Raw genomic sequence first — 14,206 nt, 5'->3', positions numbered from 1 at the left:
ACGAAAAGACGCTGAGGAGTGAATATAATAACGAACCAGAAGCCCATTTCGAGCGACACTGACAGAGATAAAGCACCAACCTTTTCACAAAGATAAATAAAAGCTAACAACGCCTGGTAAAATCCGAAAGTAAATTAACATTCGGTGTTTATACTTTGCGCAATAATTAAAAAATGAGAACATAAGTTACATAACTAAATTAGTTACATTGCTAATCATTTTATCTTAGCTACTCTTCAGGAAATTCTTTTTTATGGAACTCAATCACACAGGCGTTTTGTGGGCGCTATTTCTCTTTACGTCAATTATCTCTGGTGGCAAGGTACACGCCTCTGCCGACAAAAGCAGTCGTGGCTTACTGAGCAATACCTGTGATGTTTCAAGCGGTTTATTTTCCAAAACCCGGGTCGCAGAATCTGATAAATCGTTAAACTTATCGAAAGTATTCGCCCAATCCTCTACCTATTCAGTAACCTACAGCACGAGCTGGTCGGGGAAAATGTCATGTACCTATGGTGTTGGTCTGGATAACGTATTCTATTTTACCGGATTTAATAACAACCCGGTCTACCTGCATTTTTCCTCCAGCGATGGCCAGGAAGAATACTGGATTAAAACAACTGCCCAGATTTCAGGTGATACTAAAGAGAAAGTGAACGGCATTGCCGGTAAACATTCGATTTCGAGCTATCAGACACAATACACTGTCATGTTCGAATTACTCTCCAGCGCCCCGGCTGGCGTGAGCAACATGACTAAAAGTACAACCAGCGGTGTCCTGTCGGTTATTCCCGCAGTGATGAGCGGCCACGGCGATGGCAGCAATACCTATAATTGCAACATCCTGGGAAATAAGTGCTCAACCTACGGTGAAAATGTCTGGGATTATATGATTAACGATACCGCAAGCTGGTCTACCAGCCGCTATATCGCCTACGAAAAACTCAGTGTGCAGTTCGCGCCAAACCAGACGACCTGCAACCTGACGCATGATATGACAATTAAATTACCCGCTGCCTCACTGGATCGACTCACCCGTAACGGCGAAGACACGGGGACAACGTTCCGCTTGCCTATTGAGTGCTCCGATGCGCTGGCTGGCACCACATCGACCCGCAATATTAATGCCTGGCTCTCCAGCCACGACATTCTGAACGACGCGGATTCAGGTACGGTAATTATCAACGATGATTCGACCGCCGGTGGTGTGGGTATCTCGCTGAAAAGCTTATCGACCGGGCAGGATATTGTTCTAAGTTCCGGTTCTTCTGCTACCAATGCAACCACCTTACTCGAACTAAAAGCGGGTGATAACATTGAAAAAGTGAATTACATTTCACTGAATGCTTATTATAAGGTTTACAATGCCGCTGCATTAACGGCTGGTGATGTTATTGCCACTGCCCAAATAATGTTTGGTTATGATTAGGTCTCTTTATTATTTATAGTTAATCGTAACGATACGGGCATTAGTCAGTTCCCCTTTATATTTTACCAGGGCATGTTTAATTGTGGTAAAAACAACCGTTCCGGTTTCACTGCGACAAGTTCTCTCTTTATCGTATTGAATAGCATGAGACAGGCAGTTATTTCTGGCAATGGTTGCACCATCAACGACACGGCCTGAGAACTGGATAGTATGAGCCGATGCAAAAACACTCACACCGAAAAAAAACAGAAAGCTGGAAAAGCGCACGATATTAATCATTATGATGTCCCCTGATTGTCGGCTACATGGGTTCATCATATGTATTATTAATTTTTATTCAATATATTACTTGACATTTTTAGAATTTTTTCTAACAAGTATTCATATGAACAATTTTATATTCCTGGCATGGCCCATTGGCTACATCCTTTTAATTCGGAATTACATAAAAATAACATTATAATATGTTCGTCAGATAAGATCGCAGACGCGACACGGAAGAGTACTGTCGCTTAGAACAGCACATCCATGTTACGTCAAACTGTGAACAGGAAGGGAAGAGTGAATAAGGTTGAAGCGCGGCGTATGAAAGTTTACGTATTCTACAGACTGACACAAATGAATAACGGGCTTACTGCATTACTGAAAAGGATATAATTATCACTCACGCTCATATTCACCGTTACTTTTTGCGTTAACGGCAGCATTCTTTTCAGTTTGTCATGAATTTTATCAGAAACATCATCATGAACTGATTTTTCAACGGAAACGGGTGTAAAAGAGTATTCCTCTTTCCCTTTATGCTGATAGGTGAAGTTAATAAGTCGAGAGATGGAATAGTTACCAATATCATCACTCATAGTACCTGAGATGTAATACCTGCCTGTTTTATTATCATTAAAAAAGAAGGAGATATCACCTTTAAAGTTAAATCCGTCACCCGCAGTAACACCACGATAATCCATGTATGCCCGACAGGTAGCATTAAAATATTCGGGGCCAGGTAAGCGCACGACAAACAAGGCGGTTAGTACAATAATGTTGATTGCCAGTAATACTATCGATATCAAACGCATGTTGATCATTGCTCCTGATGGTGCAAATAATTATAGCGATAATTATTCTCGCAGTACGTCAATTCATCGCCATCTGATTTACCTGCACAAAGCGCCAGAAAAACGCGCCCCGCATGACCAAAGTAAATACTTGGCTGAACCCGAATAAAGAGGATCATATTTTCAGAAGAGCACTGCTTATCGATATCGGGATGAATAGAATAAATAACTTCTTTCATTATGGGTTGATAGGAAGTATATTTCCCAGTATCAGAAAACACATGACATTTTTTCAGGTTAAACAACTTCACCGGCTGGAGATTACCTGTCTCGCTACGTGTTCTATTTATTTCGAAGAAAACAGCCAGCATCGTGATAACGACTAAAAGCCAAAGCGCTATATTTACCGCAAAATTATGCTCAGCACGAAAATTATTTGGTGATGGGGATTTAGCTGCATCGGGTTGGATAACAACCGGGGGCAATGCCTCTTCTAAGGTATCATCGCTATTCTGTAATAGCTCCTGGGCCAGAACTTCCCTGACCATAACGGCCCTGGAGAAGATAAAACCTTTTTTAGGCTCAGAAACGATGCAATCTTTGGGTATTCCCATTTCATATAGCGTTTTTCTTAAGATACTGATGTACTGATTAAGCGAAGAGTTAGAACCATGATGGCCGCGGGTCTCCCAAACCTCACTCAACAGATAATCACGTTCCACCAGCTCACCATAACTGGCTAACAGAATAGAGAGGATTTGTGCAGCCGTCCTGGTAAGTTTTTTCTCCATCAGCACGCTATCGCCGTCTCTGTATACAATCCAGTCAGATTCCGAGTCAAAAACGATTTTTTCAGCGATACGGTATTTCATAGTTTTTGATTACACATAGAGATCAATAGTATTGTCATAGATAACATAGTAAATCATTCGGGAATGATCCGCCCTACGCAATCAAAAATAATGTTAATATTACGCTTGACCACATTAACAATCAACTTGTCTAATTTTCCTTGTTCAGCTTCCGTCTCAAGAATATCCATTGCTCGCGGCAAATCCATGCCCTTACGGTAGGGGCGATCTTCGGTCAATGCGGTGAAGACATCCGCAACGGCAATAATTCGGGACGTTTCATCCAGTTCTTCAGCGCGAAGCCCGAAAGGGTATCCACTGCCGTCCAGCCTTTCATGATGGTTGGCTGCCCATGGTATTATCTCCTGTAAGGATTTAATATGGCTCAACATTTCCAGCGTCTTATAGCTGTGTTTTTTCATCAGCGCCCGTTCTTTACGCGTCAACTGCCCCTCTTTATTCAAAACTTCTGAAGGGATATACACCTTGCCGATATCATGTAAATAGCCTGCAATACCAATTTTCTTCTGCTGCTCTGGCGAACAGGACATCAGACTGGCAATTTTGGCGGCAACCCGACTGACGCTGGTACTGTGCGTCACCGTAAAGCTGCTGTGGATATCGACAATACGCGCCAATATCAAACAGATATCTTTAAGATCGTCCAGCGTGACATAAGATTCTCGCAATGGGCTGATGCGCTGCAAAACCTTATGCAAATTCGTTGATTCAAGTCGCAGCCAGAACACATCATCCAGCGCAAGGCGTTTCATCGCCTCTACAATTTCCTGACGAAATGCTGGATGCTGTATGAAAAAATCATTAACCAATATTTCAGGATAAGAGATGTAATCTTTATCCTGGCTTTTTAAATAAAGCTCAAAAGTATCTGAGAAATATACAATATCATTTATTAGCGTACAGTCATTTTCTGGTACAGAAAGTGAATTACTGATGCGATTTAACATCATAATTTCATGCTGTACTTCCAGGCCATTAACATAATGGCCGTTTAGAATATCAGCAGTAACCAGACGATCGCTGCGGGTGTTTTTCAACAATAAACCGAGGTCGTGCATACTTGCCGAAATAAAAACATTCTTGATCTGGTTATCCGAAAGTTGCAGGTTACGCGCAATATAGAATGCAATAAATGAGCTCTGCCGCAAATGCAACGCCAGATCGCTAAAAAGCGGTTCAATAACAACATTTATTAGATTTAAACAATCCTGGACAGAAATTTTCATTGAATATATCTATTCATCATTGTAGTTAAAAACAACAAAGATTACCTTGCAGCATTGCAGGCTGTGGGCAAGAGAGGCCTCTGCTCTTTCTTTCAGGGTGAAACAGTGAAATATAACCCAAATAGAACAGAAAATTAATTGCCAGCCAGAGCTCCATATTGCTGCGGTAGCCCAGTTTCGACATTGCTGCACGCTTATAACGTGAAATAGTTTTCACATTGCTAGCATGGTCGCAGGCAATTTTCCGATAGCCATACTGCGAAACATAATTTGTAATAGTAATACGCTCATCCGGCGTCAAAGCCATCAACTGGCTAACATCATTCAATTCCAGTTTCTCTTCGCGATGATTAATGAAGGCCTGAATATCATGTTTTAACGCCTGAGCGCCTCTATCCATACTAATAATTTTGCGGGTAGCTTTACCCAAATATTGCCGACACAGTGAATAGTAAGGCTCTGAGCAAATGATTAAATCATATTCCTCAAGACGACGTTCTTTACCTGCAAGGATATCCTGTATGCGTTTTTTCTCAGAGAGAACTAAAATACGTTCTTCACTTTCCTGGCCCGTAATCAAAGGTTGATCCAGTTCATCAAAAATGCTCTGGATCGCCAAAGACAGAAAAGCATTGTCAGAATCAATATAATATCTACGTAACATAATTCCGCTAACTTTACTCATTGGAGTATGATCACCACCCGTAGGTGATTACCGGCAAATATTTAAGCTATTCTCAGCCGGTGCCTGTACAGCACAGTACTGTTTATGCTTTTTACTGCTGATATTAACTTTCAGCACCTTAGGTAACGTATCCGCTTTCAAATAAACCTGGCTCCCCTGAGAGACATATCCCAGTGGATTCTCATGCTCATCCATAACTGCGGCACCGAACGGCAGAGGGTCATTTCCAGGGCGCATAATGTTCAGCGTGAAGGTTTTACGGGTATCCGTTTTATACTTCAGATACGTAATACTCCCCTCGTAAGGGGCGATATATTCAATATTTCCTAACAGATCAACACTGCTATCCTGTGTTCCATCCGGGTCCAGACGGTAATGGTTTTGACGATAGGCAACCGCGCTGGTCGATAATGCCTGCCCTTTCGAGTTTGTTCTCACCGCCGTATTGCCGTTGACCACTGCATTATTCAGCCCCGGCGCATCGATAATCACGAAGTTTCGCCCCGTCGAACCTGACGTCAGTACGCCTGATGGCCATACCAGAATATTCCCGCTAGCCCCGAGGCTAAGCTGACGATAATCCGTCGCTTCAGTCATACCCGCGCTCAAACTACTGTAGCTGTTATCCCAGGATGCATAGAGATCTGCTGACCGTGACTTCGCATCGTTATCGTTCGTTAACACCATGCTATAACTTACGTCTTTCATTTCACCGCTCAGACTGACGTCTGAAGAGGCATATTTTCCTTTCTCAATCGTAGTACGCGATGAAACGCTCGCATGTGTATCAAAAATACTCATCGGGATGGTCACTGAGAAATAAACACTCTCATCCGCGCTTTTGTTCTTTCTCAGATTGCTGACTTGATCACCGTCGTAATCGGTATCGTAATAGCTCTGAGTATATTCTGTACGCCGTAATGACAGGCTGTAGGTCACATCTTTATAGTTGTTGCTGTACGTCAGATTGTACTGACGGTTGCTACGCTGGTTATTCCAGTAGTCACGCCAGTAGCCAGTGAGCGTTAACTTGCCAAAATCACGTGGCAGAGTCTGTGAAACCGAAGCGCTAAAAGCCTGCTTACTGTTACGCGTGGTACTGAGATAGCCATATTGTTCCAGGTTTTCCCTGGTCGCAATGTAATCGCTGAAGGATGCATAATCCTCGGTGCGATAATAGTAAGAGGCCAACGTAACGTTGGTCTTTGTCTCAAAATACTTACTCCACGAGATGGAGTATTTCTCCCCGCTTTGCTTATCCGCATCGGGGAGTTGATAGCGCGCCTGCTCCACCGATCCCGAGAATGACCCTACGTAGGGCAACGAGACCGTACTACCGAGCAACCACGACCGATAGTCATTATTCAGCGTTAATCCGGCAAAAAGCGAGGTGTAGTTATTCACGCCATAGGTATAGCTGTATTGCACAAATTTCGAATTATCCTTCGAATTGCGCATGTTCACTTCACCCATATTAAAGCGATAGTCACTGGAGCCAGGACGCAGCATTCCCGGCATAGATGAGAACGGCACGATAAACGTTTCAACCTGGCCGCCGCTATTTTTCACTTCAACATGCAGTTCATTTCGCGAGCCCGTTGGCATTAAATCACGAATAGCGAAGGGGCCCGGCGGCACAGTAATTTGATAAATAACGTTGCCGTCCTGCAATACGCGCACGACTGCGGCGCTAGTGGCGACACCACTCACGACAGGCATATAAACGCGCTGACTATCAGGCAACATCTGCTGACTTTTATTCACCGTCAGACCACGGAAACGGATGCTGTCAAAATACTCCGATGACGTATAGGCGTCGCCGAGTCGCACGATGGCATTTATCGCCGCAAACGGTCGCTCTAAATAGCGAGTAGAATTGCGCCATTTTCCCGATTCTCCGGAGCTTGAACGGCTATAGCTGGAGTTGTCGATAAGATGCCATCCCAGAAGGTTCAGGCCGCTATTCAGAGACAGATATACGTTATCCGAGTCAGTATAACCCGCTGTTTTACCGCGGAAATTATAATAACTCAGGTTATAGTTAGTATAAGCGCCATTGATCCCGGTATCCCATTTTTCCGGCGATACCCAGTTTCTCTCGGTACGCGTCACGTATGCCTGAGGCACTTCAAGATTGACGCGCATCTCGCCCGGTTTCAGTGAACGTGAACCGCCATGCAGTATTTTATCAACATTGATGTACTCCCCCTGCTCACGGTCAAAAACCGGCTCCAGCTCGCGGATATCCAGCAACCTGGCATCAGAGGTTTTGATCTTCAGCGTACCTTCATTGTCATTTTCGACGATGAATGAATACTTACCTTTCCAGTCATCATTAATATAAACATCAAAATCATATTCCCCAGGGGTCATAACAATAGCTTTATTATTCCAGTCCATATTTGCTGAATTTCCGACCAATAAGCTATTATTGAAGTCTTCAGCAAAAGAGCAGCCTACATACAGCGCAGCCCAAATAGAATTAACTAATAATCCTCGATGGAAAAACTTTTTATATTTCATGCTCTATGACCCAGGAAATCTGGTAAAAAGATTCAATTAATTAATGCATAACGCTTCGAACCGTAATCATCAATCCAGGCCGCGCGATAATTTCCCGCAGGCTTAATATTGCCGGCAACCTGTAAACAGCTAAACGGTGCGATAAATGCAGCATTTGTTAATAAGTTTTTTTCTGTCGTCTTTTTCTTGATATCGCCACCGTGCCAGCCAATCACTTCAGTGATAGTGATGTAGTAAGGGGAATCATTTTTTAAACAGCTAGCACCTGACTGTTGGCTCACGCTAACTTTTTTCAACACATCGTTACCCGGTTCAGACAAGCCATCCGGACGGTAGAGCAACTTGATCCGGCTACGCAATGCGACCTGCAGATAGTTGTCACCCTCTTTAGCACCTTCCGGTACCGGAGGAACATCAAGCACATTCAGCCAGTACACGCTCTCTCTGTCTTTTGGCATAAGAGAATCATTAATAACCGTAAGCTTTAACGCCTGCCCATCATTCGCGGCCATTTTGACAACCGGAGGCGTCAGGCTAAACGGCGTTTTGATCGTTTCCGGCGCTGCAGCCGGGTTCCCCGTATCAATCCACGACTGTACCAGGTGGGTGGTTTTACTACGGTTCACAAGCTGTACGTTGACATATTTCGACTGTGCCGGATAAATCACGCGTGTCGCGTTGATCACCACACTGGCCTGGCCGGCGAAGGAAATACCCATCGTAACGAGCAAAAATATTAACTTTTTCATAATGCCTTTCTTGCAAAAAAAATCGGGGCTGCAATAGCCCCGATTGCATGTTATTACTCGTAACTGAAGGTATAAGTAGCTGCAGTTACGACGCTACCAGTAGAGGTCGCAGCGCCACCGTAGTTATAATAGTTAGCGAAATAAGTAATATCGGAAGTACCGGTGCTACCAGATACATCAGCAGCGGTTAAACCCGTATCCAGTGCTTCGTTAAAATTAACTGCGGTGGTTCCTTCTTTGGTCAGCGCAATACCCACGCCTTCAGCAGTACCGCTATAGTTAGTCAGATATTTTTCGTCATCAGATACGTTGCTGCTGGTGAAGCTTACTTTCAGCGCATCAGTATCAGCGGAATAACCAGTACAACCAGAAACTGCCATGGTAAATTCTTTCGCGCCTGCTTCAACAACGCCGACAGAAGTACCCAGATCAGTGGTAGTAATAGGAGACAGGTTAACAGTGAAGTCAGCACCGTTATTAGTCGTTACGTTACAGGTAGTATCGGTAACGGTACCGTTGAAAGTAATAGTACCACCCGCAACGCCTTCATCAGTTGCAGCGAATACGCTACCAGACAAAACCATAAGAGAGGCAGCCACCAGACTTTTCTTGAACATTTTTATTCCCGCTATTCATTTCATTTGTTTGAGATTCACCTAATACAACACATCCCAACACGTGCCTTATCAGATGCAATTACAGTTTTTCCAATGTGCGAGTGATGAGTGAATCCCTCGCAGTGGACAGGCAGTATGTGAACACAAAAAAAACCTTTTAAAAATTAAAAGAATTTAAAATAAATCACCAATCAAACAAACCTTAAAATTATCTATTTATAGTTTTATATTCTTATATAAATTAATCATAAAGCACAAAACACCAGAAACAGCGCAAATACTCGAACTCACGACTATTGCCGAAAATCGCTTTTTTAGAGCATCAACTGTTCATATGGAATGTTTACACGCATTGAAAGGTTAATTGCGAGATATATCAACAACACCCATGTAAATATATTTAAACACAAATGCAACATAAGGAGGATTTAATTTGACCAATCCTTCTCTTAGAGAGAAAGTTGAAGATGGACAATTACACCACGGCGCTGAAAAAATCGGATGTACAAATCTCCCGCACTTTTAAGACAAATCAACCTCATTCTGGGGATATACTCAATCGTCCAATTTCTCATTGGATCACCTGCATCAAGAACAGAAAAAATGGCATAAGGACCTTATAAAAATGGCCAATGCATCTCAGTGTGTAACTTGCGAAAAATGTTGTTTTGGACGGATGTGTAAAGACTATCTCTTTGATAATTGCATTACTTTATTCACCCAGAGCCTACAGCGGAAAAAAGAGCTAAAAAAGGGCGAGTATCTCTACCATTCCGGAGATACCATCACGCATTTAATGGCACTACGTACAGGAACGGTAAAAATATACGATCCCGATGGTAATATCGTTAATGTCAAAACACCGGGCCAGGTTATTGGCACAGAAGATCTCCATACCCAGACCTACCACTATCAAGCTATCGCCGCGACCGATATTCAACTCTGCTTACTTGAGCGCAGCCGGATTTACGACCTTAGCCAGATAACAGAGAACTTCATCAATTACGTCACTGATATTCTCTCATTCGAAATAGCCGAACAGCAGAAGATGATTGCGGTATTAGTCAGCCCGGATGCACAGGCTAAAGTGCGGGAATACCTCAAACTGATCGCCCAGCGCTATGAGTGGTATGGTTTTCCAGCCGACAATATTTCACTACCGGTAACCTTTAAAGAGATGGCAATGCTGCTGGGGGTCTCTATATCAAGTCTTAATCGCGCTCTTTCTGAGCTAAAAGAGCACGGGGAGATTGTTGTGGATAAGAAGAATATTCAGATCAATAGTTTAAGCCCCGGCAGATAACCCACTCACTTTTGTGCTTCATTGGCGGCCATACATCACACATGAGCCGCCTGATATCATCCGCCATCATTTTCCCCTCATCAATACTCATGCCAGCTCATTCAATATCACTGCGTGGCGCCCCGCTCTGATCCACATTTGGCTCTTCCTTACCCTCCGGTGTTTTGACCGAATGGAAAAGCCGGATACTCATGAATGGATACCTGAAAGCGGCCTTATTACAGGCGAGCTTCTTTCTGCTTGCCTGCGCACCACCGCAGGAGAATTGCGCCCTCGGCTGCCCGACAGGCGGTAGCGCACAGACGCTGGTACGTGAGAGTTATACCCTCAACAATAACCCGCGCACTCACTTTGCCAACTGGGTAGCTTACACCGTCACCCCCGCCAGCCAGGCCAGCAACCGCCCACGCCACTGGCAACGAGACCCCGGCCTTCCCGCTGGCGATACACTCAGCCCGGCCGACTACAAAGAGGCTAATAAGCGGCTTTCCGTCGATCGTGGACACCTCGCCCCACTTGCTGCGCTGGGCGGCACAACAGACTGGCCCACGCTGAACTATCTCTCCAACATCACCCCACAACGCACGGCGCTCAACCGCGGGCCGTGGGCCCGGCTGGAAGATCAAGAGCGTGCGCTGGCGAATCGCGCAGATGTCGCAGCGGTGCACTCTGTCACCGGCCCGCTGTTTGAACAGCAAAGAGAGACGCTGCCAGCACGAGCGGATATTGCAATACCGGATGGCTACTGGAAGGTAATTTTTATCGGCGCCAGCCCGCAGGAGGGAAAGTATGTCGCATTTTTGATGATGCAGGACGTACCGGCAGACGCGAGTTTCTGCGCCTATCAGGTGACAGTGCAGGAAATTGAACGCAGAACCAGGCTAAAGATTTGGCCCGCGCTGTCAGAGGCGATCGCGCGGAGAGTTAAAGGGCAAAAAGGGGGGTTGGGGAAAGAGATGGGATGCGGGTGATGTGGGCGCAGATTGTACATCAATCCTCCACCAGGCCGGAGGCCATCAGTTCCCGGCACTGCTGGGTGATAGCCCCGGCCGTCAGCCACGCCTGCATCCAGCCGATAATCACCGCCCAGCGCAGCACATCCTCCAGCAAGGAAACTGGCGTTCCGGCGAACGACGGATGGTATTTCACGCCAAAATCGTACGCCATCTTCTTTTCCGCCAATGCAAGATGAGCATTAAATTTACAATATAAATTTAAATATGATTAAACCCAAGATAACTAACTGATTGTTTTATTTGTATTTAATTTTTTTAATAGATCATTTTTTAGCTTTAAAAGATCTGCATCACATAAATTAAATGTTTAGTATGTAAATTTAATATCATCTTTCATCAGACGGAAAACAGGCTTATGTCAAAACTGGTTCTGGAACAGGTGACCAAAACGTTCGGCAAATTCTACGCCGCCAGGGAAATTTCGTTCTGTGCAAAAGAGGGAGAGTGCGTGACCCTGCCCGGGCCGAGCGGCTACGGTAACACCACCCTGCTGAAAATGATCGGCGGCTTTCACCAGCCGAACCCCAGGCACATTCAGAGTGGCGATAAAGCGGTCAGCGCGCTGTTGCCGGGCAACGAACTGAGCGATATGACAGAGCTGCAGACCTTCGCCGGGCAGACGCTGTTTGCTATTGCGCAGTCGCATCAGGGAGCGGCGTCATGAACAATAAACTGATGTCGCCGGAACTCCAGCCGCGCCTGCTACAGGGCAATTTTGATCGAAAACGATCGCCTGATGCGCAATTTACCGATCCATTGACGGAGACCGCCATGATCGTCACGCTGGAACAGCTTCGCCCTTACGATCTCAACCCCCGGCTGATACGTAACCCCAGCTATGACGATATCAAGGCCTCAATCCGCCGTCGCGGGCTGGACACGCCGCCGCCGATCACCCGCCGCCCCGATCAGGAGTGGTACATCATCGCCAACGGCGGCAACACGCGCCTGTCGATCCTCAATGAACTGTGGCGCGAAACGCACGATGAGCGGTTCTGGCGTATCCATTGCCTGTTCAAACCGTGGGGCGGAACGTCCGAGCAGCCCGCACCGGGCGAACTGCGCTGTCTGATAGGCCATCTGGCGGAGAACGATCTGCACGGCAAACTGAGCTTTATCGAGCGAGCACTGGGAATCAACAAAGCGCGAGAGCTGTACCAGCAGATGAAGGCGTGCCAGCTATCGCAGCGGGAACTGGCAGAGCACCTGAGAAACGATGGCTACCCGATCCACCAATCGCATATCAGCCGAATGGAGCAGGCGCTGGAGTATCTGCTGCCCTGCATTCCTGAAGTACTGTACGCCGGGATGGGCCGTCCACAGGTGGAAAAACTGCTGTCCCTGCGGGCTGCGGCGCTGCAAATCTGGCAACGCCATGCCACCGGGGATACAGGTTCTTTTGAGAGTCTCTTTTCTTCCGCGCTGTCGCCGTTCAACGATCAGCCTGAAGACTTCTTCATTGAACGAGTACAGGATGAACTGCTGGGGCTGATGAGCCAGGCACTGGATATTGATTATAACCTGCTGTTGCTGGACGTCGATCCTTCAGAGCAGAAGCGCCAGGCCGTACTCGGCCCCACGCCGGAGCCGCCGCCTTATATCCCTCCCGATGAACCAGAACCGCGCCCTGTTGTGCGCAGACGTAAACCGGATGAAGGCGAAGTACGCGGTGGAACGGTTATTCCACCGCCGGAGTCGCTGCTGGACTCCTCGCCACCGCGCGAAGGCAATGAGCCCATTACGGATATCTGGCCTATTTCACCGCTCTTTGACTCAACCGAAACGTTACAGTCGGTAAGCGATCGGCTGGCGTGGGATCTGGCGGAGTGCTGCGGTATCGAAGATTGCGTGATCGCGGATAACAGTGATGACGGCGTGGGCTACCGACTCAGTGAGTTCAACCCTGACCACCCCATGTTTTCCCGGCCACAGTCCCACGCCTGCTGGGCGCTGCTGGCGGCACTCACTGATATCCCACTGACAGAAGATCTGTCCGCCGCACTGACGCCCGCCCTGTATATTCAACGCGATGCGGGCGGTTTCTTCTTCGGCGATCTGTTTCTTATTAAAGCATTCCGGCTGATCCGTATTGTCCGCCGGATCAGAGAATTACAGCAGGAGGCACACCATGATGCCGACAATTAACCAGGCCGTTTTGTCACAGGTGATACAGGAACTAAAAGACGGTAACGTGCGCTATTGCGAAGCGCTGGGCTTTGACCGCGAAGAGCTGAACGAACTGAACTCCCTGACCTTTAAAGAACTGATGCATCTGGGAAAGACCTCAGCGCAGTTTCTGAAAATCACCATCAACCATGACGTACTGCGCAAAATGCTGGTTCAGGTACGACAGGAGCAAAAATTTCAGCAGATTGTCGGCCAGGCGGTGCAACTGGGCGGCTCCATCGCCCTGATTAGTCACTACTTCGGCATCTCGACTGCTGAAATCAGCGCCCGCCGTCGATTACTGGGGATCCATGTTCGTCAGGGGCGCAACCAGGTTCCCGGCGAAGAGGAAGAAAACATGCTCTGGAACCGCTGGCAGGAGATCAAAGTGGATAACCTGGACTCCATACAGGCGCTGGAAGCCATGATGCTGCTGGCTCAGGAACGTTCTATCTCGCTGACCGTGGTCTGGAACCTGATCCGGCAGTGGGAAACGAGCTGAATAACCGATGGGAATATCATGATACCGTACATTCAGGCGCTAAGGTTGCGGAGATCCGGGCGC

14 protein-coding genes and 1 pseudogene are annotated in these 14,206 nt (G+C 46.5%); 6 read left to right on the top strand and 9 right to left on the bottom strand.

What is annotated here, in order from left to right; all coding sequences use genetic code 11:
• Nucleotides 1-253 precede the first annotated feature (253 nt).
• Nucleotides 254-1,429 carry a fimbrial protein gene (locus VSR74_RS20665; RefSeq protein ID WP_347796436.1) on the top strand — a complete coding sequence of 392 codons (1,176 nt, stop codon included), beginning with the start codon at nt 254-256 and terminating at the stop codon, nt 1,427-1,429.
• 9 nt (nt 1,430-1,438) lie between these two features.
• On the opposite strand, the gene VSR74_RS20660 is transcribed toward VSR74_RS20665, so the two are convergent.
• The 8 genes from VSR74_RS20660 to VSR74_RS20625 all read right to left on the bottom strand — a co-directional run bounded on the left by VSR74_RS20660 (nt 1,439) and on the right by VSR74_RS20625 (nt 9,156).
• Complete coding sequence (locus tag VSR74_RS20660; protein WP_347796435.1) at nt 1,439-1,708, bottom strand: hypothetical protein; 270 nt, start codon at nt 1,706-1,708, stop codon at nt 1,439-1,441.
• A gap of 323 nt (nt 1,709-2,031) precedes the next feature.
• Nucleotides 2,032-2,514: a FidL-like protein gene (locus tag VSR74_RS20655; protein ID WP_347796434.1), complete on the bottom strand. Its 483-nt coding sequence runs from the start codon at nt 2,512-2,514 to the stop codon at nt 2,032-2,034.
• Nucleotides 2,511-3,356 (bottom strand): winged helix-turn-helix domain-containing protein, encoded by an 846-nt coding sequence (locus tag VSR74_RS20650; RefSeq protein WP_347796433.1) that lies wholly within the window; start codon nt 3,354-3,356, stop codon nt 2,511-2,513. The genes VSR74_RS20655 and VSR74_RS20650 overlap by 4 nt, the downstream gene beginning before the upstream one ends.
• Nucleotides 3,357-3,409: 53 nt before the next feature.
• Nucleotides 3,410-4,582 carry an HD-GYP domain-containing protein gene (locus VSR74_RS20645; protein ID WP_347796432.1) on the bottom strand — a complete coding sequence of 391 codons (1,173 nt, stop codon included), beginning with the start codon at nt 4,580-4,582 and terminating at the stop codon, nt 3,410-3,412.
• Between the two features lie 25 nt (nt 4,583-4,607).
• A complete protein-coding gene (locus VSR74_RS20640; RefSeq protein ID WP_347796431.1) occupies nt 4,608-5,267 on the bottom strand; it encodes a hypothetical protein in 660 nt (219 codons plus the stop codon).
• A 27-nt stretch (nt 5,268-5,294) separates the two neighbouring features.
• The gene (locus VSR74_RS20635) at nt 5,295-7,790 is read right to left on the bottom strand and encodes a fimbria/pilus outer membrane usher protein (protein ID WP_347796430.1); all 2,496 of its coding nucleotides are present in this window, start codon (nt 7,788-7,790) and stop codon (nt 5,295-5,297) included.
• A 32-nt stretch (nt 7,791-7,822) separates the two neighbouring features.
• Nucleotides 7,823-8,539: a fimbrial biogenesis chaperone gene (locus VSR74_RS20630; protein WP_347796429.1), complete on the bottom strand. Its 717-nt coding sequence runs from the start codon at nt 8,537-8,539 to the stop codon at nt 7,823-7,825.
• A gap of 53 nt (nt 8,540-8,592) precedes the next feature.
• Nucleotides 8,593-9,156 (bottom strand): fimbrial protein, encoded by a 564-nt coding sequence (locus VSR74_RS20625; protein ID WP_347796428.1) that lies wholly within the window; start codon nt 9,154-9,156, stop codon nt 8,593-8,595.
• A gap of 625 nt (nt 9,157-9,781) precedes the next feature.
• On the opposite strand from VSR74_RS20625, the gene VSR74_RS20620 reads away from it, so the two are divergent.
• Both VSR74_RS20620 and VSR74_RS20615 read left to right on the top strand, forming a co-directional pair.
• On the top strand, nt 9,782-10,459 hold the full coding sequence (locus tag VSR74_RS20620; RefSeq protein WP_347796427.1) for a Crp/Fnr family transcriptional regulator: 678 nt from the start codon (nt 9,782-9,784) through the stop codon (nt 10,457-10,459).
• 191 nt (nt 10,460-10,650) lie between these two features.
• Nucleotides 10,651-11,430 carry a DNA/RNA non-specific endonuclease gene (locus tag VSR74_RS20615; RefSeq protein ID WP_347796426.1) on the top strand — a complete coding sequence of 260 codons (780 nt, stop codon included), beginning with the start codon at nt 10,651-10,653 and terminating at the stop codon, nt 11,428-11,430.
• 109 nt (nt 11,431-11,539) lie between these two features.
• On the opposite strand, the pseudogene VSR74_RS20610 reads toward VSR74_RS20615, so the two are convergent.
• Nucleotides 11,540-11,626: pseudogene (locus VSR74_RS20610) on the bottom strand (glycerophosphodiester phosphodiesterase); the annotation flags it as partial.
• 204 nt (nt 11,627-11,830) lie between these two features.
• On the opposite strand from VSR74_RS20610, the gene VSR74_RS20605 reads away from it, so the two are divergent.
• The 3 genes from VSR74_RS20605 to VSR74_RS20595 are packed head-to-tail and all read left to right on the top strand — an operon-like array spanning nt 11,831 to nt 14,143.
• Nucleotides 11,831-12,139: an ATP-binding cassette domain-containing protein gene (locus tag VSR74_RS20605; protein ID WP_347796425.1), complete on the top strand. Its 309-nt coding sequence runs from the start codon at nt 11,831-11,833 to the stop codon at nt 12,137-12,139.
• Complete coding sequence (locus VSR74_RS20600) at nt 12,136-13,620, top strand: ParB family protein (protein ID WP_347796424.1); 1,485 nt, start codon at nt 12,136-12,138, stop codon at nt 13,618-13,620. The genes VSR74_RS20605 and VSR74_RS20600 overlap by 4 nt, the downstream gene beginning before the upstream one ends.
• A complete protein-coding gene (locus VSR74_RS20595; protein WP_347796423.1) occupies nt 13,604-14,143 on the top strand; it encodes a DUF2857 domain-containing protein in 540 nt (179 codons plus the stop codon). The genes VSR74_RS20600 and VSR74_RS20595 overlap by 17 nt, the downstream gene beginning before the upstream one ends.
• The last annotated feature ends 63 nt before the right edge of the window (nt 14,144-14,206 follow it).

The organism is Pseudocitrobacter cyperus, assembly GCF_039889165.1.
Lineage (GTDB): Bacteria > Pseudomonadota > Gammaproteobacteria > Enterobacterales > Enterobacteriaceae > Pseudocitrobacter > Pseudocitrobacter cyperus.
The sequence above is the reverse complement of the archived record's forward strand: the minus strand, read 5'-3'. Positions and strand labels throughout refer to the sequence as shown.